Below are 25,490 nucleotides of genomic sequence, written 5' to 3'. Positions count from 1 at the left end.
GCTCCGCGTCCCAACAGGGAGAACAATAAAAATGATCTTCACCCAGGAACACCAGGAACTGCGCCGCACCGTGCGCGCCTTCGTCGACCGCGAGATCAACCCGTACGTGGATGAATGGGAAAAAGCCGGGCGCTTCCCCATTCACGAAATCTTCCGCAAGGCCGGCGACCTCGGCCTGCTGGGCATCTCCAAACCGGAAAAATTCGGCGGCATGGGCCTGGACTACAGCTACTCCATTGTCGCCGCCGAAGAGTTCGGCACCATCCGCTGCGGCGGCATCCCCATGTCCATTGGTGTGCAGACCGATATGTGCACTCCGGCCCTGGCGCGCTTCGGCTCCGATGAACTGCGCGAAGAGTTCCTGCGCCCGGCCATCAGCGGCGAACAAGTGGGCTGCATCGGCGTCTCGGAAACCGGCGCCGGCTCCGACGTGGCCGGGCTCAAGACCCATGCGCGCAAGGACGGCGACGACTACGTGATCAATGGCAGCAAGATGTGGATCACCAATTCGCCCAGCGCTGACTTCATCTGCCTGCTGGCCAACACCTCGGACGACAAGCCGCACATCAACAAATCCCTGATCATGGTGCCGATGAACAGCCCCGGCATCAGCGTCAGCCCGCCGTTGGAAAAACTCGGCATGCACAGCTCCGAGACCGCCCAGGTGTTTTTCGACGGCGTGCGCGTACCGCAACGCAACCGCATCGGCCACGAAGGCGCGGGCTTCATGATGCAGATGTTGCAGTTCCAGGAGGAACGCCTGTTTGGCGCGGCCAATATGATCAAGGGCCTGGAGTACTGCATCGACAGCACCATCGAATACTGCAAGGAGCGCCAAACCTTCGGCAAGGCGTTGATCGACAACCAGGTGATCCACTTCCGCCTGGCGGAACTGGCCACCGAAATCGAATGCCTGCGCGCCTTGGTCTACCAGGCCACCGAGCAGTACATCAAGGGCCAGGACGTCACGCGGCTGGCCTCCATGGCCAAACTCAAGGCCGGGCGCCTGGGCCGTGAGGTCAGCGACAGCTGCCTGCAATATTGGGGCGGCATGGGCTTCATGTGGGACAACCCGGTGGCCCGCGCCTATCGCGACGTGCGCCTGGTGTCGATTGGCGGCGGTGCCGACGAAATCATGCTGGGCATCATCTGCAAACTGATGGGCACCCTGCCCGGTAAAAAACCATGAACACCTTGCTGCTAGAAGCCCACAACGGCGTGCTGCATATCACCCTCAACCGGCCCGAATGCCGCAATGCAATGAGCCTTGAAATGGTCAATGAGCTGCGTGCGGTACTGGCGCAGTTGGACAGCCAGGTGCGCGCCGTGGTGATCAGCGGCGCAGGCGGGCATTTTTGCGCGGGGGCCGATGTGAAGGATCTGGTCAGCGCGGGAGATCAACTGCAAGCGTTGAACCGCGCATTTGGCACCTTGCTGCAAGAGGTGCAGGCACTGGCACCCGTGGTGATCGCGGTGCTGCAAGGCGCGGTGCTGGGCGGTGGGTTCGGGCTGGCGTGCGTGAGTGATATTGCGATTGCAGAGGGCCAGGCGCAGTTCGGCTTGCCCGAGACCCGCCTGGGGTTGTTGCCGGCACAGATTGCGCCGTTTGTGGTCAAGCGTATTGGCCTTACTCACACGCGGCGCCTGGCGCTGACGGCGGCGCGGTTTGATGGGGTTGAGGCTGGGCGGCTGGGAGTGGTGCATTTTGTCGAGCACGACGCCCAGGCATTGGCGCAGCGGGTGGATGAGGTATTGGGGCAGGTGTTGCAGTGTGCGCCGGGGGCGAACGCACGGACTAAAGCGCTGTTGCTGGCCAGTGTGGATGAGCCCCTTGAGGCCGTGCTGGATCGCGGGGCGCAGTGGTTTGCCGAGGCGGTGAGGAGTGAAGAAGGGGTTGAGGGGACGCAGGCGTTTGTGCAGAAGCGAAAGCCGAGTTGGTGCAAATGACGCCTTCGCGAGCAAGCCCGCTCCCACATTTGAAATGCATTCCAACCTGTGGGAGCGGGCTTGCTCGCGAAGAGGCCAGAACAAACACCCCATCAGCCAAGGGATAACCCAATGCCCGCATTCACCAAGATCCTGATCGCCAACCGCGGTGAAATCGCCTGCCGCATCCAGCGCACTGCCCAGGCCCTCGGCTACCGCACCGTGGCCGTGTACAGCGACGCGGATACCGATGCCCTGCACGTGCAGATGGCCGACGAAGCCGTACACATCGGCCCGGCGCCCGTACAACAGTCCTACCTGAACACAGAGGCCATCCTCGCCGCCGCCCAACTGACCGGCGCCGACGCCATTCACCCCGGCTACGGCTTCCTCTCGGAAAACCCCGACTTTGCCCGCGCCTGCCAGCAGGCCACGCTCACCTTCATCGGCCCCAGCGCCGAGGCGATCGAACTGATGGGCAGCAAACGCCTGTCCAAACTCGCCATGCTCGACGCCGGCGTACCTTGCATCGCCGGTTATCAAGGCAGTGCCCAGGACGATGCCACCCTGCAACGGGAAGCCGAACGCATCGGCTTCCCACTGATGATCAAGGCCAGCGCCGGCGGCGGTGGGCGTGGCATGCGCCTGGTGCACCAGCGCGAACAGCTGCTGGAGCAACTGCGCACCGCACGCTCGGAAGCCATGAATGCGTTCGGCAGCGACGAGCTGATCCTCGAACAGGCGCTGATCGACCCGCGCCACGTGGAAGTGCAACTGTTCGGCGACAGCCATGGCAACCTCATTTACCTCGGCGAACGCGACTGTTCGATCCAGCGCCGCCATCAGAAAGTCATTGAAGAAGCGCCCTGCCCCGTGATGACGCCCAATCTGCGCCAGGCCATGGGCGAAGCCGCGCTCAAGGCCGGGCGGGCGGTGAACTATGTAGGTGCCGGCACCGTGGAGTTTCTGCTCGACCGCAACGGCCAGTTTTATTTCCTGGAAATGAACACGCGCCTGCAAGTCGAACACCCCGTCACCGAGATGATTACCGGCCTCGACCTGGTGGACTGGCAGTTGCAGATCGCTGCCGGCCAACCGCTGCCACTCACCCAATCGCAGGTGACCCTGACCGGCCACGCCATGGAAGTGCGCCTGTACGCCGAAGACCCGGCCCAGGGCTTCCTGCCGCAAACCGGTGACGTGTTGCGTTGGGAACCAGCCCCCGGCGTACGCATCGACCATGGATTGCTTGAAGGCCAAACCGTCAGCCCGTTCTACGACCCGATGCTGGGCAAGATCATCGCCCACGGCGCCAGCCGCGAAGAAGCCCGGCGAAAACTGCTGCGGGCCGTGGAAGACAGCGTATTGCTGGGCGTGGCGACCAACCAGCGTTTGCTCATCGACCTGCTCAAGCACCCGGACTTTATCAATGGCGACTTCAGCACGGGCTTGATCGCCGAACACTTCAGCGTCATCCCACAGCAGACGGCGACCGCTGAACAGCTCAAGCTGGCCGCCGCGCTGTTTTATCAACACAGCGCCAACCAGCACACCCAAACACTCGCGCGCTGGCGCAACACGGCGAGTGTCCCCGTAACGTACCGCCTGGAGGTCAACGGCCAACTCCACAGCGTCAGCGTTGACGACCTGCAACTCACCACCGACGGCCGTCACGCCAGCCTGGTCATCAACGGTATCCGCCGCCGCATCGCCTATCACCTGGACGGCAACCGGCTATGGCTGCCAGGGCTGACCGTCACCGACCGCACCCAGCAAGTCGCCAGCCGCCAGGCCGACGCCAGCAGCGGCACGGTCCAGGCGCCCATGGACGGCGCCATCGTCGATATACGGGTGTGCGTCGGTGAGACCGTCAGCAAAGGCCAACTGTTGCTGGTGCTCGAAGCGATGAAAATGGAGCACCCGTTGAAGGCCGGCATCGATGGCACCGTCAAGGAGATGCGCGTCATGACGGGCGATCAGGTGCGCAACCGTCAGGTTTTGCTGGAGATCGAATAACGACCCTAGGCGGAACTACAGGGCCGGGCTACGCTCTATCCCCATCAGGAAGGGACGAGTACGGGAACCTGCACATGCCTCATTGGCTGATTATTGACCTTGAAGCCACAACGGATGACGGCGGCTGGCCCGTGACAGAGATGGAAGTCATCGAGATCGGCGCCAGCCTGGTCAACCGCCAGGGCCGCGAACTGGACCACTTCCAGCGCTTTGTGCGGCCCTTGCGTCGGCCATTGCTGACACCCTTTTGCCGCAAACTCACCCATATCACCCAGGCCAATATCGACATGGCCGCGCCGATCACCGAGGTGTGGCCGCTGTTCGAGCGCTGGCTGGGCCAACATCAGCCACGCCTGGAAGGCTGGGCCAGCTGGGGTGACTATGATCGCGTGCAGCTTGAGCTGGAGTGGCAGCGCCATGGCCTCGCCAGCGCCTTGGGCGACACCCCGCATGTGAACCTCAAGCAACGCTTTGCCAAGGCCCGGCGTCTGGACAAGCCGCTGGGGCTCAATGGTGCGCTGCAATTGGCAGGAATGCAGTTCAATGGCCAGCAGCATCGCGCCCTGGAGGATGCACGCAACACCGCACGCCTGCTGCCGCTGATATTGCCGGTCTAGGCAGCGTCCACAGCCTTGGGCATACTGGCCAGCCAATTTCCTTTGTTGCTGCCCACCTGCACCAACGAAATCCTGTGGCGAGCAAGCTTGCTTGCGCTGGGGTGCGAAGCGCCCCCAAAAAACGGGGACTGCTACGCAGTCAACGGGAGCAAGCTCCCTCGCCACAGAAGCCCGCGCCTGCAGTGATGAGCGTAAGCATCCATCTTTTCCGAGGATTCACCCATGTTCAAAGTCAACGAGTACTTCGACGGCACCGTCAAGTCGATCGCTTTCGGCACCGCAGAAGGGCCGGCGACCATCGGCGTGATGGCTCCGGGTGAATACGAATTCGGCACCGCCCAACGTGAAATCATGCACGTTGTCTCCGGCGCCCTGACCGTGAAGCTGCCCGACAGCAGCGACTGGGAAACCTTCGCCGCCGGCAGCCAGTTCAACGTACCGGCCAACAGCAAGTTCCAGTTGAAGGTTGCGGTGGACACCGCCTACCTGTGTGAATACCGCGGCTAAGCGGTACCCGGCACACAGAAAGCCCGTCTCCCACGAGACGGGCTTTTTTATTCCAGCACCGTTACCGGCATGCCGACTTCCAGGCGCCCGATGCCATCGTTGACCAGGTTCTGGCCGAACATCGCGCCCTTTTCGGTCTTGCGGTAGGTTTCCAGCGTCGCGAAAGGCTCGCGGTCGGGACTGCGCTCACCGGTCTGGGGGTCGACGGTAGTGAGGATGCACCGCGAGCACGGCTTGACCACCCGAAACTCCACGTCGCCGATGCGTAAGCGCTTCCAGCCGTCTTCGGCGAAAGCCTCGCCGCCCTCGATGACCAGGTTGGGACGAAAACGCAGCATCTCCATCGGGCGGCCGATCTTTACACACAAGTCGTCGAGGGAGCCCTGGCCGATCAACAGCAACGGGTAGCCGTCAGCGAAGCCGACCTTGTCGTCATCCTTGCCATAACCGGCTTCGGTGGTGCGCGCACGTTCCAGGGGCAGTTGCACCAGGCGCGTCGGCTTGCCAATGAACGCGCTGACCCAGGCCGCGGCCTCATCGCCAGCATCCGGCACACGCAGCGTATCGCGCCAGATGGTCACACCACGCAGTTCGCCGGCGCTGCCCGGCAATGCCACATCCAAAGACGCGTAGCCCGGCGAACTCAGGGTCAGGCCCCCGCTGCTGTTCCACAACGCCGAGAGCTGGCTCATCTTCGCCACGGCCCGTTGCGTCAGGAACCGCCCGCTGGCTTCATCCACCAGCATCCAGCGTCGATCCCCGTCCAACCCGAGTTTATCCAGCCCAATCTGCTGCAAAGTTTCGGCCTTGCCGGACTTCAAGGGGTAACGGTACAACGCGCTGAGACGCAGCATGGGCCTGCCTTCCTAGGAAACAAAGTGTCATCCTAAAGTCAGGCGGGCATTTCGTCCAACATCAGTCGCTGGCGTACCACGTCCACCAGCTTGTCCGGCTGGAATTTGGAGAGGAAATTGTCGCAGCCGACCTTTTTGACCATCGAGTCATTGAAGCTGCCCGACAGCGAGGTGTGCATCACCACGTACAGACCACGCAGGCGCGGGTCGTTGCGGATTTCGGTAGTGAGACGGTAGCCATCCATCTCGGGCATTTCGGCGTCGGTGAAGATCATCAGCAGTTTGTCGGTCATCACCTGGCCGCTGTCGGCCCAAGCCTTGAGCATGTTCAGTGCCTTGAGACCGTCGCTGGCGACGTGCATCTTCACGCCCAACTGGCCCAGGGTGTCACGCAACTGCGACAACGCCACGTTGGAATCATCCACCAGAAGCACTTCGCGGCCACGGGCACGCTCCAGCACCGGGTCTTCAAGTTTGTCCCGGGAGACCTTGGCGTTGTAGGGCACGATCTCGGCGAGGACTTTTTCCACGTCGATGATTTCCACCAGTTGCTCATCGACCTTGCTGATGGCGGTGAGGTAGTGCTGGCGACCGGCGCTGGTCGGCGGCGGCAGGATGGCTTCCCAGTTCATGTTGACGATGCGGTCGACACCGCCCACCAGGAACGCCTGCACCGAGCGATTATATTCGGTGACGATAATGGTGCTGTTGGGGCCCGGTACCAAAGGACGCATGCCGATGGCCTGGGACAGGTCGATCACCGGCAGGGTCTGGCCACGCAGGTTGACCACCCCACACACGAACGGGTGGCGCTGGGGCATCAGGGTCAGCTTGGGCAACTGCAGCACTTCCTGCACTTTGAACACGTTGATCGCGAACAACTGCCGTCCGAAGAGGCGGAACATGAGAATTTCCAGGCGATTCTCACCCACCAATTGCGTGCGTTGATCTACCGTGTCGAGAATGCCGGCCATTAAAAGCTCCTGGTGTACACGCCGCAGGCGCGTGAAAGGGTATGCAGCTGTATAAGCACGTTATCGGCGGCAAGCGCCGGACCTTGACCCCAATAAAATGCCATGTAAATCCATTGATGTCACACTGACATCATGCTTTACTGCTTGGGCCCTTGATGCTCTATCAAGCCGCCTTGCGCGACAGTCGAATTGACGTGCAGTTCCGCCACATAGGGGATTCCCCTATACGCAATCAGGCCCAACCTGATATTCGCGATATCTAATAGCCATTAATGTGACGCCATTCTCATTGCATGAATGGAGTCAGGCTTTTGTTTGCCCACCCAAGCCCTTGGTCTACGGGCCTTTCAGGCACTCACGTATCGGCAACTGAAGTTGCGTCATCCCGCCTAACAGCGGTTAAAGGCGGCATTCGTGAGTTTTTCAATAAACGTCCTACTGGATTATCGGAAGCAACCTACACGCCCCAGTCGTATTTCAGCGCTAGTTTTAAGCCATTCACCCGGTGCGACATCTCATCACCCGACCTTAAGTTGTGGAGACTTGCATGATGAATAGCGCGAACGAATGGCAAACCGCGCTTCCCGAGTTTTTGCTGGAAGCCGAAATGCTGCTGGCCAAGTCCGAGGAATGCCTGAACCACCTGCATTTGATCCGCAATGACAGCGACGCCATCGACTGCATGAAAACCAGCTTGGCCAAACTGGCAGAAAAAGCCGATGGCCTGGCCTTGCAGGCGATCAGCGAGTTCTCCCGGCATATTCAATACCTGATCGCCAATGCCGTGAGCCCGGTGCAACTGCATGACCAGGCCCTGGAGGCGTTGCACGACTGCCTGAGGTTACTGGCTTGGCAACTGGAGCTGATTGACATCCGTACCGGGGAACTGGGCCTGGATGACAGTGAGCAAACTTCGCTGATTGCCACGGTGACCTCGCAGATTCCGCAAAAAGACTACGGCCATCAGCAGCGTCTACAGCAGAGGTCTTAAACCAAGGAGAGGTCGTATTTAATACCCGTGTTATCTAAAAGCGACCGTTTAAGCCAAAGATGAAACACTTCTAGAGACTGAAGAAATATCAATTAGCCAGCACCTTAAAATTGTACAAATCAGTCTAACTAATACAACTCAAGAGCGCTGGCCTGACCGTCAGGGCATTGACGTGGTTAATATATCGAGGGAGGAATATGCCAGGCGACCAACGGTAATAGTGGTGGTACCATGCCCCGCTCGAAATGAAGCAACTTCATTATGGATAACCACGATCCGGCACCGCACTCTCGACAGAGCCCAGTCAACCGCCGTGACCGGTCTTCGCGCAGTGAACCCTCATTGGCTCCATCCGCTATGTACGCCAGCCTCAAGTCACTCATCGCAAGGTTCGTGTCCCGCCGCCATGCGCGCCCCCTCATCCTTGCCCTGTGCCTGTGCTCACTGCTGGTCAGCCTGTGGGTTTACCTGCAAGGCGCGCCGCTGCCACTAGTGATTGTGTTGCTCAACCTGGTCACGTTGGCAGTGGTCGCCCTGCACCAGTGGCGCTCGCGCAAAGCCATCAAGTTCCAGCCCCAGGAGCTGGCCGACCGCCTGCTGCAAGTCCAGGAAAACGAACGCCACCGCCTCAGCCGCGAGCTGCACGATGACATCGGCCAACTGCTGACCGCCGCCAAGTTGCAGAGCGAATGGTTGCAGCGTCGACTGCCCCAAGACCTGCAAATTCATTGCTCGGTGCTGTGCAATACGCTCAATGAAACCCTGGCCAAGGTGCGCGACGTGTCCGCCATTCTCAACCCTCGCCAACTGGCAAGCCTGGGGCTGGAAGCCAGCCTGCGCGCGCACCTGCTCAAGGCCCTGGAAAATACCCAGGTGTGCTGGAGCCTGGAGTGTCAGCAACGCCTCACCGGCATTCCCGAAGAAATGGCCGTGGCGGCCTTTCGCATCACCCAGGAAGCGGTCACCAACATGCTGCGCCATGCGAAGGCACACAACCTGCTGGTGCGCCTGCAACGCTTGCCGGAAGGGCTGTCACTGACGATATGCGATGACGGTCAGGGCTTCGCACCTGCCGCCGACCCCGGCAAGGAAGGCCAACGGGGCATGGCCGGCATGTGCGAACGGGCCCACCAGTTGGGCGGCACCGTGTCCGTCAGCAGCCAGCCGGGCAACGGCACACGCATCCACGCACTTTTCCCCTGGGCCCCCCGCGCCCTCGAACGGGCCAGTGCCCATAAGGTTCTCCGGTGACCTGCAACCTGCTCCTGGTCGATGACCATGCCTTGATCCGCGCCGGCGTGCGTGCACTGATCCTGGATATCCCCGGCTACGCCGTCGTTGGAGAGGCCAGCGATGGCGCGCAACTGCTTGAGAAATTCTGCGCCCTGCAGCCCGACATTGTGCTGCTGGACCTGTCGATGAAACACACCGGGGGCCTGGATGCCTTGCAGCAACTCAAGCGCGCCTACCCCAAGTGCAAAGTGCTGATCCTGTCGATGCACACCGATCCCGAGATGATCATGCGCGCCCTGGAGTCTGGTGCCCACGGCTACCTGCTCAAAGACACCACCGCCAACGAGCTGGAACATGCCCTGCTGGCCCTGCGTAACAACGAACGCTATCTGAGCCCTGCCATCGCCCACACAGTGATCAACCAGGCGCTGATCCGTAGCCAGGACTCCAGCGCGCCTGTCGCCCACAGCCACAACCTGACGGCGCGGCAACTGGAAATCCTGCGCTTGATCGTGCGCGGCAAATCCACCCGGGAAATTGCCCACGGCCTGGGCCTGAGCATCAAGACTGTCGAAGCCCACCGCTCGCAGATCATGAAGCGCTTGCAGATTTTTGACGTGGCGGGCCTGGTGCTATTTGCCGTGCGTGAGCAGATCATCAGCCTGGACGACTAACGGCGAACCCAGCGGCAAGTGCACGCGCAGGGCCTTGGGCAGCGCCTCGAAGTGCAGGTCGTCGCCTTCCAGCGGCTCGCCGTCGAGGTTGATGTACAAGCCTTGTGCGACCTTGATCTTCACCCAGGGCAGGCGTGCGCGCACGAACATGGTGTCCAGGCCCCAGCCGTTGTTCATCAACTCACGCAACGTGCCGACCACCTCTTGAGGCGCCGGCAAGATGCTGACATCCAACAGCCCGTCATCAGCCAATGCTCCGGGGCACAGCACATGCCCGCCACCGGCCTGGCGACCGTTGCCGATGCCCAACGCGAGCAACTCGCCTTTCCAATGGAAATCCGGGCCTTCCAATTCACCGTAGGCGGCTTTCAATTCACTGAAGCGGGTTAAACCGGTGAACAGGTACGCGGCACCGCCCAAGACCTTCTTCAGGTCTTCGGACGTGTTGGCCGTGACCTGGCTGCCAAAACCACCGGTGGCCATGTTCAAGAAGATTTGCCCACCCACCTGGCCAAGGTCGATCGCCCTGGGCTGTACGTCCAGCAAGGCCAGGGCGCCAGCCGGCTCCAACGGCACGCCGGCGGCTTTGGCGAAATCATTGGCGGTGCCCAGGGGCATCAGCACCAGGCTGGCGTCAGTGTTGGCATGGGCCATGGCTTCGGCCACATCGCGCAAGGTGCCGTCGCCACCGCCGGCAATGATATGGGTGTACCCCTCGGCCAGGGCTTCATTGACCAGTCGCCGGGCATCACCGCCCTCCCAGGTCACCCGCACCGCCAACTCCCCACCCTGCTCACGCCGCGCCAGCACAGCAGCGCGCACATCCTCGTTGAGGGCTTGTTTGCCGTGGAGGATCAACAGGGCTTTGGGGGCGGTCATTTGGGAGAATCTCCTGGGTCAAGGTGCTTGAAGGATGTTGACCTTTGGGGAACAGGAAAAGTCTGTGGCTGGAGAAAATTGATTGAGGTATGCAGATCAAAATGTGGGCTGTCAGGCAGATAGATGTCGGCTGGCAGGCCGTCATCGCAGGCAAGCCAGCTCCCACAGTTGGATCGTTGGGCGCAAGGTAGAGAAGCGTCGGCTGCCAGGCCGCTATCGAGAATCAGCCCTTGTGCAACTTACTCATCAACTGCGCCTCAGCCTGGGTCAGCCCACATGACTGGGTCAGCTCATCCACCGTCGCCCCCATGCCGACCAGCTTGGCCGCCTGGGCAAACGACAGGTTCGACGGATCACGCTGCTCCAACTGCACCAACCTGTCGGGCAACGGCGCGAGAATCGCGCGCAGTTCATGCACTTCATCCCCAACCCGCACCGCACTTTGCTGGAAGTGATCAACACGCTTGACCAGTTCCAGAATGCGCCGGTCGCGCACCGCATCGCGCTCGGCCTGTTGCAAGGCAGACTCCCGCTGCTGGCGCATATAGCGCAGCACAAACGCCAAGGTCCCGGCCCACAACAGGGCCAGGACAATCACCGCTGCCTCAAGGAACAATCAGATGCTCTCCAGTTCCGACCATTCTTCTTCGCTCATCATCTTGTCCAGCTCAACCAGAATCAGCAGTTCGCCGTTCTTGTTGCACACGCCCTGGATGAACTTGGCCGACTCTTCGTTACCCACGTTCGGTGCGGTTTCCACTTCCGATTGGCGCAGGTAAACCACCTCGGCCACGCTGTCGACCAGGATGCCAACCACTTGCTTGTCGGCTTCGATGATCACGATACGGGTGTTGTCGCTGACTTCAACCGTGTCCAGGCCGAACCGCTGACGGGTGTCGATCACCGTCACCACGTTGCCGCGCAGGTTGATGATGCCCAGCACGTAGCTTGGCGCGCCTGGAACCGGGGCGATCTCGGTGTAGCGCAACACTTCCTGCACGCGCATCACGTTGATGCCGTAGGTTTCGTTGTCCAGCTTGAAGGTTACCCATTGCAGGATCGGATCATCCAAACCTTGTGCGGACGCTGACTTGTTCATTCATCTGACCCCTTCAAATGCCGCTATCGACGGCGTGTGTGCACGTAGGCCGCGCAACCGCACGGCCCTTATTGTTCAATCAACTGCGTTTGTTCTGTGGCATTGCCTTCACCGCACCACTGGCGATCAACTCGGCCAGTTCGGCGACATCCAGCAACGCGCACATGTGTTCGATCACAGTGCCCGCCAGCCACGGCCGCTGGCCGCGGTGGCTGCGCCATTTGATTTCATTCGGGTCCAGGCGCAGCGAGCGGCTGACTTGATGCACCGCCAGCCCCCACTCGTAGCCCTGCACCGAAATCACGTATTGCAGGCCCTGGCGAAAATCATCGCGGTAGCGGTCGGGCATCACCCAACGCGCCGTGTCCAGCACCTTGAGGTTGCCGGCCTGGCTGGGCAGGATGCCGAGGAACCACTCCGGCTGCCCGAACAGCGGCGTCAGCTCCTGGCCTTCCAGGGAATAGATCGAGCCCAGGCACACCAGCGGCACCGCCAGGGTCAACCCGGCAACGTCGAACAGCAGGCACTCGAACGGCTCGGCAGCCCATGAGGGCCGACCGTCGCCCGTCACCGGCGGCGGCGTGAGGCTGGGCGGCAGGTGCACTTCCACCAGCGGTTCGACCACCGGGGGCGCCACCACTGCCGGGGCGCTTGGCACCACCACGGGCGCCTCCACCACCTGCGCATCCCGTGCCTGTTCTTCCATCACCGCCTGCTGGAATTCATCCAGCGGGCTTTCGGGTTCGACAGCAGGCTCAAGTACCAGAATCGGTTCTGGCAGTTCCTCGGCCGTCGCATCCTGCAGCAAGGCATCCAGGTAGGATTCCAGAGCCAGTTGCGGGCGGGTCTTGAATTCGACAGGACGGTTCATCACGCCACCTGCGCCACAAGCTGTTGCGACAGCAGGTGCTTGAGCAACGCACGGTAGGCCAGCACGCCACGGCTCTTGCCGTCGAACTGCGACGGTGTGAGCCCGGCACGGCTGGCGTCACGCAGGCGCGTGTCCACCGGGATGTAGCCATTCCAGATAGTGTCCGGGTAGGCATCGCGCAATACGCGCAAGGTGCCGAGGGACGCCTGGGTGCGACGGTCGAACAAGGTCGGCACGATGCTGAACGGCAGCGCCTGCTTGCGCGAACGGTTGATCATCGCCAGGGTGCTGACCATACGCTCCAGGCCCTTGACCGCCAGGTGCTCGGTCTGCACCGGGATCACCAATTGCTGGCTGGCCGCCAACGCATTGACCATCAGCACGCCGAGCAACGGCGGGCTGTCGATGATCGCGTAATCGAAGTCCTGCCACAGCTGCGCCAGGGTCTTGGCGATCACCAGGCCCAGGCCGCTCTGGCCTGGCGACTGGCGCTCCAGGGTGGCCAGGGCAGTGCTCGACGGGAGCAGGGAAATGCTTTCGTTGCTGGTGGGCAACAGCAGTTGCCCAGGCAGATCCGCCGGCACGCTGCCCTTGTGCAAAAACAAGTCATAGCAGCTGTGTTCCAGCGCATCCGGGTCGTAGCCGAAATAGCTGGTCATGGAACCATGGGGGTCCAGGTCAACCACGACCACACGCTTGCCCGCTTCGGCCAGCAAGCCGGCCAAGGCGATGGAAGTGGTGGTCTTGCCGACCCCACCCTTTTGATTGGCAACTGCCCAGACTCTCATTCGGTTGGTTCCTCCCGGCGGGCACAGGCGCGACCGAGACATTGCATACGGTTATTGAGCCAGCGACGGAGAATTGACGTTACTCGGTCGGACCGGCGGCTTGACAACGGGCGGTGCAGTTTGTGTGCCAGCACGCTTCAACGCCGCATCCGGGGTGGCATTGGCAGTGCCAGTACCGGTCAGGCTGCGACGCACATCCAGGTTGCGCGAGACCACCAGCACCACCCGGCGGTTACGGGCGCGGCCTTCCACCGTGGCGTTATTGGCCACCGGCTGGAATTCACCATAGCCCACAGACGCCAGGCGCTGGGGGTTCACGCCCTGCATGGCCAACATGCGCACGATGCTCGACGCGCGGGCCGAGGACAGTTCCCAGTTGGTCGGGTACTGCGCGGTGCTGATGGGGAAATTGTCGGTGAAGCCTTCCACGTGGATCGGGTTTTCAAACGGTTTGAGGATCGCCGCCACCTTGTCGATGATCGTGAACGCCTGGTCACTGGGCAACGCATCGGCACTGGCGAACAACAGACTGGAGTTCAGCTCGATCTCCACCCACAACTCATTGCCGCGCACGGTCATCTGGTTGGAGCTGATCAGGTCGCCAAAGGCGGCACTGATATCGTCGGCGATACTTTTGAGCGGGTCGCTGGTGCCGCCGATGCCGGCGGCGGTTTCATCACTGTTATTGACCAGGGGCTTGGCCGGGGTCACCGTCTTGGGCCGCTCTTCGCCGATGGGGATCGGCTTGAGCGCCCGCTCGGCATCGTTGAACACGCCGACCAGCGCCTGGGAAATGATCTTGTACTTGCCTTCGTTGATCGACGAGATCGAGTACATCACCACGAAAAACGCGAACAGCAAGGTGATGAAGTCCGCGTAGGACACCAGCCAGCGTTCGTGGTTGACGTGCTCTTCAGGCTCGCGACGGCGACGGCTCACAGGCAAATACCTCCCTGACCGCTATTGGCCGCTTTACTGTGGCGAGCGAGCTTGCTCGCGCTGGGGCGCGAAGCGGCCCCCATCCAGGCAACGCGTTTGTTCAGACAGATTGCGGTACCTGGTTTTGGGGCTGCTTCGCAGCCCAGCGCGAGCAAGCTCGCTCGCCACATAAAGCTCACTGGCCACAGGTCAATGTGCATACCCATCAATCCATGAAGCCCTGAAGCTTCAATTCGATGGAGCGCGGGTTTTCGCCCTCGGCAATCGACAGGATGCCTTCGAGCAACATTTCGCGATAACGCGACTGGCGCATGGCAATCGACTTGAGCTTGCTGGCCACCGGCAGCAACACCAGGTTGGCACTGGCCACGCCGTAGATGGTCGCGACAAATGCCACGGCAATGCCGCTGCCCAGTTGCGAAGGGTCGGCCAGGTTGCCCATCACGTGGATCAGGCCCATCACCGCGCCGATGATGCCAATGGTCGGCGCATAGCCGCCCATGCTTTCAAAGACTTTGGCCGCATTGATGTCACGGCTTTCCTGGGTGTAGAAATCCACTTCGAGGATGCTGCGGATCGCTTCCGGTTCGGCGCCATCGACCAACAGTTGCAGGCCTTTGCGCGCGTAGCTGTCAGGCTCGGCATCGGCCACGCCTTCCAGGCCCAGCAGGCCTTCCTTGCGGGCGGTGAGGCTCCAATTGACCACACGGTCGATACCGCCTGCCAGGTCGACCCGTGGCGGAAAAATGATCCACACCAGAATCTGCATGGCGCGCTTGAATGAGCTCAGGGGCGACTGCAACAACGCCGCGCCCACGGTGCCACCGATCACGATCAGCGCTGCCGGGCCGTTGGCCAAGGCGCCGAGGTGGCCGCCTTCCAGGTAGTTGCCACCAATGATGGCGACAAACGCCATGGTGATGCCGATCAGGCTCAACACATCCATCAGAGGCAGGCCTCCACCAGGTGCTTGCCGATGTCGTCCAGGCTGTAGACCGCATCGGCCAGGTCAGCCTTGACGATGGCCATGGGCATGCCATAGATCACGCAACTGGCTTCATCCTGGGCCCAGATGGCGCTACCGCCCTGTTTGAGCAGGCGCGCACCTTCACGGCCATCGGCGCCCATACCGGTGAGCACCACCGCCAGAACTTTGTCGCCATAGGACTTGGCCGCCGAACCGAAGGTGATGTCCACACACGGCTTGTAGTTCAGGCGCTCATCGCCCGGCAGGATTTTGATCGCGCCACGCCCGTCCACCATCATCTGCTTGCCGCCCGGCGCCAGCAGTGCCAGGCCAGGACGCAGAACGTCGCCATCCTCGGCTTCCTTGACGGTGATACGGCACAGCTTGTCCAGGCGCTCGGCGAAGGCTTTGGTGAACGCCGCCGGCATGTGTTGCACCAGCACAATCGGCGCCGGGAAGTTGGCCGGCAGTTGAGTCAATACCCGCTGCAAGGCCACCGGGCCGCCGGTAGAGGTGCCGATGGCGACCAGCTTGTAAGCCTTGCGCTTGGGCGCGGGCGAATGCGCACTCGACGCTGCGGCGGCACGTACCGGCGCGACCGCAGGCCGGGCCACGGGCGCAGGCGCCGGGCGCGCAAACGACGAGGTCGGCGCCGCTGCTGCGGGCGCAGGCGTGGCAGCTGGCGCGGGCGTGCTGAACAAGCTGCGACGGTTACTGCGGGAAATGCTGTGCACCTTCTCGCACAGCATCTGCTTGACCTTGTCAGGGTTGCGCGAGATGTCTTCGAAATTCTTCGGCAAAAAGTCCACCGCGCCGGCATCCAAAGCGTCGAGGGTCACCCGCGCGCCTTCGTGAGTCAGCGAGGAAAACATCAATACCGGTGTAGGGCAGCGTTGCATGATGTGGCGCACGGCCGTGATGCCATCCATCATCGGCATCTCGTAGTCCATGGTGATCACGTCCGGCTTCAAGGCAATGGCTTGATCGATCGCCTCTTTGCCGTTGGTGGCAGTGCCGACCACCTGGATCGTTGGATCAGCGGAAAGAATTTCCGAGACGCGGCGGCGGAAGAAACCCGAATCGTCCACCACCAGGACCTTGACTGCCATAAACACTCCGTTAGGCGGGGCGGGCATGACCGCCCTGCCCCACCAAAATCAAATACGCCGTGCGGCGTAACGCTTGAGCATGCTCGGAACATCGAGAATCAGTGCGATGCGACCGTCACCGGTAATGGTTGCGCCCGACATGCCTGGGGTTCCCTGCAGCATCTTGCCCAAAGGCTTGATCACCACTTCTTCCTGGCCCACCAGTTGGTCGACCACAAAGCCGATGCGCTGGGTGCCCACGGACAGAATCACCACATGGCCTTCGCGCTGTTCTTCATGGGCGGCCGAGGCCACCAGCCAGCGCTTGAGGTAGAACAGCGGCAACGCTTTGTCGCGCACGATCACCACTTCCTGGCCGTCCACCACGTTGGTGCGCGACAGGTCGAGGTGGAAGATCTCGTTGACGTTGACCAGCGGGAAGGCGAACGCCTGGTTGCCCAGCATCACCATCAGGGTCGGCATGATCGCCAGGGTCAACGGCACCTTGATGACGATCTTGGAGCCCTGGCCCTTGGTCGAGTAGATATTGATCGAGCCGTTGAGCTGGCTGATCTTGGTCTTCACCACGTCCATGCCCACGCCACGCCCGGACACGTCGGAGATCTCGGTCTTGGTCGAAAAGCCCGGGGCAAAGATCAGGTTGTAGCACTCGGTATCGGTGAGGCGGTCGGCGGCGTCCTTGTCCATCACGCCGCGCTTGACCGCGATATTGCGCAAGATGGTCGGGTCCATGCCTTTGCCGTCATCGGTGATCGACAGCAGGATGTGGTCGCCCTCTTGCTCCGCCGCCAAAATCACCTTGCCGTTGCGGGACTTGCCGGCGGCTTCGCGTTCTTCCGGGGTTTCTACACCGTGGTCGACCGCGTTGCGCACCAAGTGGACCAGCGGGTCGGCCAGGGCCTCGACGAGGTTTTTGTCGAGGTCGGTTTCTTCGCCCACCAGCTCCAGGTTGATTTCTTTCTTGAGCTGGCGCGCCAGGTCGCGAACCAGGCGCGGGAAACGGCCGAAGACTTTCTTGATCGGCTGCATCCGCGTTTTCATCACCGCGGTTTGCAGGTCGGCGGTGACCACGTCGAGGTTCGACACGGCCTTCTGCATGGCTTCGTCGCCACTGTTCAGGCCCAGGCGCACCAGGCGGTTACGCACCAGCACCAGTTCGCCCACCATGTTCATGATGTCGTCCAGGCGCGCGGTATCCACGCGCACGGTGGTTTCGGCTTCGCTGGCAGGTTTTTCCGCTGCCGCTGGGGCCGCTGCACGCGCAGGGGCCGGGGCGGCGGCAGGTGCTGACTTGGCAGCCGGCGCAGGTTTGGCAGCAACCGGTGCCGCAGTGGCTGGTGCTGCAACCTGCGCGGCCGCGGCCGGGGCCACTTCGCTGAACTTGCCTTTGCCGTGCAACTCGTCGAGCAGGGCTTCGAATTCGTGATCGGAGATCAGCCCATCATCGGCAGGTGCTGCGCTGGCCGCTGGCGCAGCGGCGGCAGTGGCCGCCACCTCAGGCAGGGCTTCAGCCACAAAGGTGCCTTTGCCATGCAGTTGGTCGAGAAGTGCCTCGAACTCGTCGTCGGTGATGTCGGTGCTGGCGTTGGCAGCGGGTGCTTCTGGCGCAGCGGCAGGCGGGGCCACGGCATCTGCTGCGAACTGGCCTTTGCCGTGCAACTGGTCGAGCAACGACTCGAATTCGGCGTCGGTAATGTCTTCACTGCTCGGCGTCGCGGCAGGCTGCACCGGCGCTTCAGCTTCGGCCTTGACCGCGCTGAGGGAGTTGAGCAGTTGTTCGAACTCACTGTCGGTCACGTCCGGCTCGGCTTGCGCCACCGGCTCCGGCGCAGCCTCGACCACCGGCACAGCCGCGGTGTCGGCAGGTTCGGCCAGGCGCGCCAGGGCGGCCAGCAGTTCCGGGGTGGCAGCGGTGATCGGCGCACGTTCACGCACCTGGCTGAACATGCCGTTGACCGCATCCAGTGCTTCGAGAATCACGTCCATCAATTCCGAGTCGACGTGACGCTCACCCTTGCGCAGGATGTCGAAGACGTTCTCGGCGATGTGGCAGCACTCCACCAGCTCATGGAGCTGGAGGAAGCCGGCGCCCCCTTTTACAGTGTGAAAACCGCGAAAAATTGCATTGAGCAGGTTCGCATCATCCGGTCGGCTTTCCAGCTCGACCAGTTGTTCGGACAGTTGCTCTAGAATTTCGCCGGCCTCTACAAGGAAATCCTGAAGGATTTCTTCATCGGCGCCGAAGCTCATGTGGGTGCTCCTTAGAAGCCTAAACTGGATAACAGGTCATCTACGTCATCCTGACCTGACACAACGTCTTCACGTTTATCGGCATGAATCTGCGGACCTTCACCCTTGGCGAGATGTTTTTGTGGATCTTTTTCCGAGAGGATCGCTTCGCGGTCATGTTCGATGCCGGCAAAACGATCGACCTGGCCGGCCATCAGCACCAATTTGAGCAAGTTGCTTTCCACTTCGGTGACCAACTGGGTCACGCGCTTGATCACCTGACCGGTGAGGTCCTGGTAATCCTGGGCCAGCAGGATGTCGTTGAGGTTGCTGGCCACCGTGCGGTTTTCCTGTTCGCTGCGCGACAGGAACCCGTCGACGCGACGCGCCAATTCACGAAACTCTTCAGCGCCCACTTCGCGGCGCATGAAGCGGCCCCAGTCCTGGCTCAAGGCCTGGGCTTCGGTGGCCATGCCGTTGACCAGGGGCGTGGCGTTTTCCACCAGGTCCATGGTGCGGTTGGCCGCTGCCTCAGTCAGCCTGACCACATAGGACAGACGTTCAGTGGCATCAGTGATCTGGGAAATTTCTTCGGCCTGGGGCATGCGCGGGTCAATCTGGAAATTGACGATTGCGCTGTGCAGCTCGCGTGTGAGCTTGCCCACTTCCTGGTACAGGCCGCGGTCACGGGTCTGGTTAAGCTCATGGATCAACTGCACCGCATCGGCGAACTGGCCTTTTTCCAGGCTGTCGACCAACTGGTGAGCATGTTTTTTCAGGGTCGACTCAAAGTCGCCCTGTGACGTTTCGTTATGCTCCATAGCTCCCCCGCGATGGCATTAGCCGTGGATGCGTTCGAAGATTTTCTCGATCTTCTCTTTCAAGGCCAGTGCCGTGAATGGCTTGACCACGTAACCGTTGACCCCGGCTTGGGCGGCTTCGATGATCTGTTCGCGCTTGGCTTCGGCGGTCACCATCAGCACAGGCAGGCTGCGCAGTTTTTCATCGGCGCGCACATGGCGCAGCAGGTCGATACCGGTCATGCCCGGCATGTTCCAGTCGGTCACCAGAAAGTCGATGCTCCCGCTGTTGAGGATCGGAATGGCCGTCAGGCCGTCATCCGCCTCGACCGTGTTGGTGAACCCAAGGTCACGCAACAGGTTTTTAATGATCCGCCGCATCGTTGAGAAGTCATCAACGATGAGGATTTTCATGTTCTTGTCCAATTCGACCTCCAAGCAGTCTTAAACGCGCCCAGCACCTGGACGCGCCATTTCAATCAACAGGCGTTACACAAAAAGGACTGCCCAGGGCACCACGGCACACAGCCGCGAAACCTTGCGATCTCACGGCAGCGTCTGCAGTGCCCCCACACTGCCTGTCAGCGCGCGCGCCACTCGGCCAATCGGCCCCGCAAGCGGGCTGCGCACTGGCTATGCAACTGGCTGACACGCGATTCGCTGACCCCCAGGACCTCACCGATTTCCTTGAGGTTCAGCTCTTCGTCGTAGTACAGCGCCAGCACCAGCCGCTCACGCTCTGGCAAATTGGCGATTGCATCGGCCAACGCGCCCTGGAAACGTTCATCTTCCAGGTCGCGCGACGGCTCCGTATGCGCGCTCGCGCCGTCCTCGTGCAGCCCTTCGTGCTCGCCGTCCTGTAAAAGGTCGTCGAAACTGAACAGGCGGCTGCCCAAGGTATCGTTCAAAATCCCGTAGTAATCGTCGAGACTCAATTGGAGTTCGGCCGCAACTTCATGATCTTTAGCGTCACGGCCGGTTTTTGCTTCAATTGCACGAATTGCATCGCTGACCATGCGCGTATTGCGGTGTACCGAACGCGGCGCCCAATCGCCTTTACGCACTTCATCGAGCATCGCGCCACGGATACGGATACCCGCATACGTTTCGAAACTGGCACCCTTGCTGGCGTCGTATTTGGTCGAGACTTCAAGCAGGCCGATCATGCCGGCCTGGATCAAGTCTTCGACCTGCACACTCGCAGGCAGGCGCGCCAACAGGTGATAGGCAATGCGCTTGACCAACGGCGCATAGCGCTCGATCAATTCGCCCTGGCTGTCACGTGCCGACTTTTTGTAAAGGTTGTAGCCGCTGGATGTCATAGCACCGGTCCTGCGCTCGTCTGATGCACCAAACGCTCGACGAAAAACTCCAGATGCCCCCGCGGGTTGGCGGGCAACGGCCAGGTATCGACCTTCTGGGCAATGGCCTTGAACGCCAGTGCGCATTTCGAACGAGGGAACGCTTCGTAGACCGCACGCTGCTTTTGCACGGCCTTGCGCACACACTCGTCATAGGGAACTGCGCCGACGTATTGTAAGGCCACATCGAGGAAGCGATCCGTGACCTTGGTCAACTTGGCGAACAGGTTGCGCCCTTCCTGCGGGCTCTGGGCCATGTTGGCCAGAACGCGGAAGCGGTTCATGCCGTAGTCACGGTTAAGCAGTTTGATCAGCGCATAGGCGTCGGTGATGGAGGTGGGTTCGTCGCACACCACCAACAGCACTTCCTGCGCTGCGCGCACAAAGCTGACCACCGACTCGCCGATCCCGGCGGCGGTGTCGATCACCAGCACGTCGAGGTTGTCGCCGATGTCGCTGAACGCCTGGATCAGCCCGGCATGCTGCGCGGGGCTCAGGTGCACCATGCTCTGGGTGCCCGAGGCCGCCGGCACGATGCGAATGCCTCCGGGGCCCTGGAGCAGCACGTCGCGCAGCTCACAGCGGCCTTCGATCACATCGGCCAGGGTATGTTTGGGTGTCAGCCCCAGCAGAACGTCCACGTTCGCCAAGCCCAGGTCAGCATCCAGCAGCATGACGCGACGGCCAAGCTCTGCCAGGGCCAGGGACAAATTCACTGACACGTTAGTTTTCCCGACGCCACCTTTGCCGCCGGTCACCGCGATCACCTGTACGGGATGCATGCTGCCCATTTTATTTCTTTACCTTGTCTTGCTTAGACGCAGGCTACATGGCTTGGCCGCGTGAATCGCTTGCAGACCATCGATGTAGGTACATTTCACGGTGTTCATCCTGCCTCAACCCACCCGTTTAGCCGGGTGGTGGTAAAGGTCGGCGAACATATCGGCCATCGCTTCCTCGCTAGGCTCGTCTTGCATTTGCACACTCACGGCACGGCTGACCAACTGATGACGGCGCGGCAGATGCAGATCATCCGGGATCCGCGGCCCGTCGGTGAGGTAGGCAACCGGTAATTCATGGCTGATGGCCAGGCTCAACACCTCGCCCAGACTCGCTGTTTCGTCGAGCTTGGTGAGGATGCAACCGGCCAGGCCGCAACGCTTGTAACTGTGATAAGCAGCGGTAAGAACCTGTTTCTGGCTGGTGGTTGCAAGCACCAGGTAATTTTTTGACTTGATGCCTCGCCCGGCCAGGCTTTCGAGCTGCATGCGCAGCGCCGGATCACTGGCTTGCAGGCCGGCGGTATCGATCAGCACCACGCGCTTGCGCAGCAACGGGTCGAGGGCATTGGCCAGGGACTGGCCCGGGTCGACATGGGTCACCGGCACGTTGAGGATGCGGCCCAGGGTCTTGAGCTGCTCCTGAGCGCCGATACGGTAACTGTCCATGCTCACCAGGGCGATATTCTGCGCGCCGTATTTAAGCACGTAACGGGCCGCAAGCTTTGCCAGGGTGGTGGTCTTGCCCATGCCGGCGGGGCCGACCATGGCGATTACACCGCCCTCTTCCAGGGGTTCGATTTCCGGCGTGGCAATCATGCGCGCCAAGTGCGCCAGCAGCATGCGCCAGGCCTGCCGCGGCTCTTCGACTTCAGCGGTCAAGGCCAGCAGGTCGCGGGACAACGGGCCGGACAGGCCGATGCGTTGCAGGCGACGCCAGAGGTTGGCTTGCTGCGGCTTGCTGCCTTGCAGTTGGGTCCAGGCCAGCGAGCCGAGCTGCACTTCGAGCAATTCACGCAGGCCGTTGAGTTCAAAACGCATCGAGTCAATCACGCGCTGGTCAACTGCGGCAGCCGGGGCAGGCGCTGCAGGACGCGGCGGTTCGACAAAGGTGGGTTCAACCAGCGGCTCGGCGGCGGTCAGCGGCAGGCCGGCAAACAGCTGGCGATTGGTGCTGGCATCGCTGTCGCCACGCATGCTCAGTTCAGCCTGGGCCGACACAATGCGCGAGGCGGTCTTGCGCAGCTCGTCTTCGAGCTCCATGTTTGGCACGCGCGGGGCCAGCGCCTGGGGCGTGTAATCCAGGGCAGCCGTCAGCTCGACACCGCCGGCAATCCGACGGTTACCGATAATCGCGGCATCGGCGCCCAGCTCATCACGGACCAGTTTCATGGCCTGACGCATATCGGCGGCGAAAAAACGCTTAACTTGCATAACCCACTACCTCAGCCATTGGGCCCAACTGTCGCGACAATAGTCACTTGCTTATTGTCAGGAATTTCCTGGTAAGCCAACACGTGCAAATTCGGTACGGCCAGGCGTCCGAACCGCGACAACATCGCGCGAACCGGGCCGGCCACCAGCAGGATCACCGGGTTGCCCTGCATTTCCTGGCGCTGTGCGGCGTCGATCAACGAACGCTGCAGCTTTTCAGCCATGCTTGGCTCCAGTAAAACGCCCTCTTCCTGGCCTTGCCCTGCCTTCTGAATACTATTGAGCAATATTTGTTCCAACCTGGGCTCCAGGGTGATCACAGGCAGCTCCGACTCAGTCCCTACAATGCTTTGCACGATTGCGCGGGACACGCCGACACGCACCGCCGCCACCAGAGCGGCAGTATCTTGACTCTTGGCGGCATTGTTGGCGATGGCCTCGGCAATGCTGCGAATGTCGCGCACGGGCACCTGTTCGGCCAACAGCGCTTGCAACACCTTGAGCAACTGCGACAGTGACAGCACGCCAGGCACCAGCTCTTCGGCCAGTTTTGGCGACGATTTGGCCAGCAAGCCCATCAATTGCTGGACTTCCTCGTGGCCGATCAACTCGTGGGAGTGCTTGTAGAGAATCTGGTTGAGGTGCGTGGCGACCACGGTGCTGGCATCCACCACGGTGTAACCGAGGGACTGCGCCTGGCTGCGCTGGCTGACTTCGATCCACACCGCTTCCAGGCCGAAAGCCGGATCTTTGGCGGTAATGCCGTTGAGGGTACCGAACACTTGGCCGGGGTTGATCGCCAGTTCGCGGTCCGGGTAGATCTCGGCTTCGGCCAGGATTACCCCCATCAGGGTCAGGCGATAAGCGCTGGGGGCCAGGTCGAGGTTGTCACGGATATGCACAGTGGGCATCAAGAAACCCAGGTCCTGGGACAGCTTCTTGCGCACACCCTTGATCCGCGCCAGCAGTTGCCCACCCTGGTTGCGGTCGACCAGCGGGATCAGGCGGTAACCGACTTCCAGGCCGATCATGTCGATGGGCGTGACGTCGTCCCAGCCCAACTCCTTGGTTTCCTGGGCGCGGGCCGGGGATGGCAGCAGCTCCTGTTGACGGGCGATTTCCTGCTGGGCCTGGACTTTGACCTGGTTCTGCTTTTTCCAGAACAGGTACGCCGCACCACCCGCCAGGGCCGCCATGCTCAGGAACGAAAAGTGCGGCATGCCCGGCACAATGCCCATGATCGCCATGATGCCCGCCGCCACGGCCAGGGCCTTGGGCGAAGCGAACATCTGCCGGCTGATCTGCTTGCCCATGTCTTCGGAGCCCGAAGCACGGGTAACCATGATGGCCGCCGCTGTGGATAACAACAGTGATGGCAATTGCGCCACTAAACCGTCACCGATGGTCAGCAAGGCATACACCTTGCCGGCATCGCCGAATGTCATGCCGTGCTGAAACATACCGACGGCCACACCGCCGATCAGGTTGATGAACAGAATCAACAGGCCGGCGATGGCGTCGCCGCGCACAAACTTGCTGGCACCGTCCATGGAGCCGTAGAACTCGGCTTCCTGGGCGACTTCCGCCCGACGGGCCTTGGCTTGGCCCTGGTCGATCAGGCCGGCGTTGAGGTCGGCGTCGATGGCCATCTGCTTGCCGGGCATGGCGTCGAGGGTAAACCGCGCGCTCACCTCGGAAATCCGCCCGGCGCCCTTGGTCACCACCACGAAGTTGATGATCATCAGGATCGCGAACACCACGATACCGACCACGTAGTTACCGCCGATCACCACCTCGCCGAACGCCTGGATCACCTTGCCGGCAGCGGCATGGCCGTCCTGGCCGTGGAGCATCACCACCCGCGTGGAAGCGACGTTCAATGCCAGGCGCAGCAGGGTCGCCACCAGCAGAATCGTCGGGAACACCGCGAAATCCAGCGGCCGCAAGGCGTACACGCACACCAGCAACACAACGACGGACAGGGCAATGTTGAAGGTAAAGAACACGTCGAGCAGGAACGGCGGCATCGGCAACATCATCATTGCCAGCATCACCAGCAACAACAACGGCACACCCAGATTGCCCCGCGACAGGTCAGTCAGGGTGCCACGGGCCGTGTTGAGCATTTGAGAGCGATCTACCACCGGTATTCCTCGGGTCCTTGAAGCAAAGTTTTGACGCTGGAAGGCGACTTGGAGGCGGGGTTGCAAGAAGCCTTCCAACTTTGCTTTCGGGGCCGATTTTCGAGTGGTAAACCGATTCAAGTGTGGGAGCTGGCTTGCCTGCGATGCGGTGTGTCAGGCGCACGACTTGAGTACTCTGCAAGGGTGACGCAGAGCGTCACGCGATGCGTTCCCACGCGGGAGCGTGGGAACGATCAAGAGGCTTGATACCTGAGGCTAGAACAATAACGCGGTTCCCTCGATCATTCCCACGCTCTGCG

25 protein-coding genes are annotated in these 25,490 nt (G+C 61.5%); 8 read left to right on the top strand and 17 right to left on the bottom strand.

What is annotated here, in order from left to right; translation table 11 throughout:
• The first annotated feature begins 31 nt into the window (after window positions 1–31).
• The 5 genes from atuD to ppnP all read left to right on the top strand — a co-directional run bounded on the left by atuD (window position 32) and on the right by ppnP (window position 5,066).
• On the top strand, window positions 32–1,189 hold the full coding sequence (gene atuD / locus JFT58_RS16885) for a citronellyl-CoA dehydrogenase (protein ID WP_054896351.1): 1,158 nt from the start codon (window positions 32–34) through the stop codon (window positions 1,187–1,189).
• Complete coding sequence (locus JFT58_RS16880) at window positions 1,186–1,947, top strand: enoyl-CoA hydratase/isomerase family protein (RefSeq protein ID WP_054896352.1); 762 nt, start codon at window positions 1,186–1,188, stop codon at window positions 1,945–1,947. The genes atuD and JFT58_RS16880 overlap by 4 nt, the downstream gene beginning before the upstream one ends.
• Window positions 1,948–2,058: 111 nt before the next feature.
• Entirely contained in the window at window positions 2,059–3,942 is a 1,884-nt protein-coding gene (locus tag JFT58_RS16875) for an acetyl-CoA carboxylase biotin carboxylase subunit (RefSeq protein WP_054896353.1), read from the top strand.
• A 74-nt stretch (window positions 3,943–4,016) separates the two neighbouring features.
• On the top strand, window positions 4,017–4,559 hold the full coding sequence (locus JFT58_RS16870) for an exonuclease domain-containing protein (RefSeq protein ID WP_019818536.1): 543 nt from the start codon (window positions 4,017–4,019) through the stop codon (window positions 4,557–4,559).
• 222 nt (window positions 4,560–4,781) lie between these two features.
• Window positions 4,782–5,066 (top strand): pyrimidine/purine nucleoside phosphorylase, encoded by a 285-nt coding sequence (ppnP, locus tag JFT58_RS16865; protein WP_003226701.1) that lies wholly within the window; start codon window positions 4,782–4,784, stop codon window positions 5,064–5,066.
• 47 nt (window positions 5,067–5,113) lie between these two features.
• Here ppnP and JFT58_RS16860 read toward each other — a convergent pair whose 3' ends face one another.
• Both JFT58_RS16860 and JFT58_RS16855 read right to left on the bottom strand, forming a co-directional pair.
• Complete coding sequence (locus JFT58_RS16860; protein ID WP_054896354.1) at window positions 5,114–5,920, bottom strand: MOSC domain-containing protein; 807 nt, start codon at window positions 5,918–5,920, stop codon at window positions 5,114–5,116.
• A 38-nt stretch (window positions 5,921–5,958) separates the two neighbouring features.
• Window positions 5,959–6,894, bottom strand: a complete 936-nt coding sequence (locus JFT58_RS16855; protein ID WP_034126805.1) for a chemotaxis protein CheV — start codon at window positions 6,892–6,894, stop codon at window positions 5,959–5,961.
• A gap of 547 nt (window positions 6,895–7,441) precedes the next feature.
• Here JFT58_RS16855 and JFT58_RS16850 point away from each other — a divergent pair.
• The 3 genes from JFT58_RS16850 to JFT58_RS16840 all read left to right on the top strand — a co-directional run bounded on the left by JFT58_RS16850 (window position 7,442) and on the right by JFT58_RS16840 (window position 9,792).
• Complete coding sequence (locus JFT58_RS16850; RefSeq protein WP_169918712.1) at window positions 7,442–7,885, top strand: hypothetical protein; 444 nt, start codon at window positions 7,442–7,444, stop codon at window positions 7,883–7,885.
• A gap of 357 nt (window positions 7,886–8,242) precedes the next feature.
• Complete coding sequence (locus JFT58_RS16845; RefSeq protein WP_034126804.1) at window positions 8,243–9,136, top strand: sensor histidine kinase; 894 nt, start codon at window positions 8,243–8,245, stop codon at window positions 9,134–9,136.
• On the top strand, window positions 9,133–9,792 hold the full coding sequence (locus tag JFT58_RS16840; RefSeq protein WP_034126803.1) for a response regulator transcription factor: 660 nt from the start codon (window positions 9,133–9,135) through the stop codon (window positions 9,790–9,792). Before JFT58_RS16845 ends, JFT58_RS16840 begins: the two co-directional genes overlap by 4 nt.
• On the opposite strand, the gene yegS is transcribed toward JFT58_RS16840, so the two are convergent.
• The 15 genes from yegS to flhA all read right to left on the bottom strand — a co-directional run bounded on the left by yegS (window position 9,751) and on the right by flhA (window position 25,173).
• Entirely contained in the window at window positions 9,751–10,671 is a 921-nt protein-coding gene (gene yegS / locus JFT58_RS16835; protein WP_034126802.1) for a lipid kinase YegS, read from the bottom strand. The genes JFT58_RS16840 and yegS overlap by 42 nt on opposite strands.
• Before the next feature lie 223 nt (window positions 10,672–10,894).
• Window positions 10,895–11,287 carry a DUF2802 domain-containing protein gene (locus JFT58_RS16830; RefSeq protein WP_054896355.1) on the bottom strand — a complete coding sequence of 131 codons (393 nt, stop codon included), beginning with the start codon at window positions 11,285–11,287 and terminating at the stop codon, window positions 10,895–10,897.
• Entirely contained in the window at window positions 11,288–11,770 is a 483-nt protein-coding gene (locus tag JFT58_RS16825; RefSeq protein ID WP_003192896.1) for a chemotaxis protein CheW, read from the bottom strand.
• Between the two features lie 79 nt (window positions 11,771–11,849).
• Window positions 11,850–12,641: a CheW domain-containing protein gene (locus tag JFT58_RS16820; protein ID WP_054896356.1), complete on the bottom strand. Its 792-nt coding sequence runs from the start codon at window positions 12,639–12,641 to the stop codon at window positions 11,850–11,852.
• Window positions 12,641–13,429, bottom strand: coding sequence for a ParA family protein (locus JFT58_RS16815; RefSeq protein ID WP_014719332.1), 789 nt, complete (start codon window positions 13,427–13,429; stop codon window positions 12,641–12,643). The genes JFT58_RS16820 and JFT58_RS16815 overlap by 1 nt, the downstream gene beginning before the upstream one ends.
• Window positions 13,430–13,480: 51 nt before the next feature.
• Window positions 13,481–14,368, bottom strand: a complete 888-nt coding sequence (gene motD, locus JFT58_RS16810; RefSeq protein WP_054896357.1) for a flagellar motor protein MotD — start codon at window positions 14,366–14,368, stop codon at window positions 13,481–13,483.
• Window positions 14,369–14,573: 205 nt separating this feature from the next.
• On the bottom strand, window positions 14,574–15,314 hold the full coding sequence (locus JFT58_RS16805) for a flagellar motor protein (protein ID WP_003192902.1): 741 nt from the start codon (window positions 15,312–15,314) through the stop codon (window positions 14,574–14,576).
• Entirely contained in the window at window positions 15,314–16,444 is a 1,131-nt protein-coding gene (locus JFT58_RS16800; RefSeq protein ID WP_089041950.1) for a protein-glutamate methylesterase/protein-glutamine glutaminase, read from the bottom strand. Before JFT58_RS16800 ends, JFT58_RS16805 begins: the two co-directional genes overlap by 1 nt.
• Before the next feature lie 48 nt (window positions 16,445–16,492).
• Window positions 16,493–18,694 (bottom strand): chemotaxis protein CheA, encoded by a 2,202-nt coding sequence (locus JFT58_RS16795; protein ID WP_054896359.1) that lies wholly within the window; start codon window positions 18,692–18,694, stop codon window positions 16,493–16,495.
• An 11-nt stretch (window positions 18,695–18,705) separates the two neighbouring features.
• Window positions 18,706–19,494 carry a protein phosphatase CheZ gene (locus JFT58_RS16790; protein WP_003192906.1) on the bottom strand — a complete coding sequence of 263 codons (789 nt, stop codon included), beginning with the start codon at window positions 19,492–19,494 and terminating at the stop codon, window positions 18,706–18,708.
• A gap of 18 nt (window positions 19,495–19,512) precedes the next feature.
• Window positions 19,513–19,887 (bottom strand): chemotaxis response regulator CheY, encoded by a 375-nt coding sequence (locus JFT58_RS16785; RefSeq protein ID WP_003192908.1) that lies wholly within the window; start codon window positions 19,885–19,887, stop codon window positions 19,513–19,515.
• 167 nt (window positions 19,888–20,054) lie between these two features.
• Complete coding sequence (fliA, locus tag JFT58_RS16780) at window positions 20,055–20,795, bottom strand: RNA polymerase sigma factor FliA (protein WP_003192909.1); 741 nt, start codon at window positions 20,793–20,795, stop codon at window positions 20,055–20,057.
• Window positions 20,792–21,625, bottom strand: coding sequence for a flagellar synthesis regulator FleN (fleN, locus tag JFT58_RS16775; protein ID WP_003192912.1), 834 nt, complete (start codon window positions 21,623–21,625; stop codon window positions 20,792–20,794). The genes fliA and fleN overlap by 4 nt, the downstream gene beginning before the upstream one ends.
• A 105-nt stretch (window positions 21,626–21,730) precedes the next feature.
• Entirely contained in the window at window positions 21,731–23,047 is a 1,317-nt protein-coding gene (gene flhF, locus JFT58_RS16770; protein ID WP_003192914.1) for a flagellar biosynthesis protein FlhF, read from the bottom strand.
• An 11-nt stretch (window positions 23,048–23,058) separates the two neighbouring features.
• Window positions 23,059–25,173 carry a flagellar biosynthesis protein FlhA gene (gene flhA, locus JFT58_RS16765; protein WP_034126796.1) on the bottom strand — a complete coding sequence of 705 codons (2,115 nt, stop codon included), beginning with the start codon at window positions 25,171–25,173 and terminating at the stop codon, window positions 23,059–23,061.
• Between the last annotated feature and the right edge of the window lie 317 nt (window positions 25,174–25,490).

It is taken from the genome of Pseudomonas sp. MF6767 (assembly GCF_016405475.1).
GTDB classification, from domain to species: domain Bacteria; phylum Pseudomonadota; class Gammaproteobacteria; order Pseudomonadales; family Pseudomonadaceae; genus Aquipseudomonas; species Aquipseudomonas paracarnis.
This window is presented reverse-complemented; position numbering and strand designations above follow the sequence as displayed.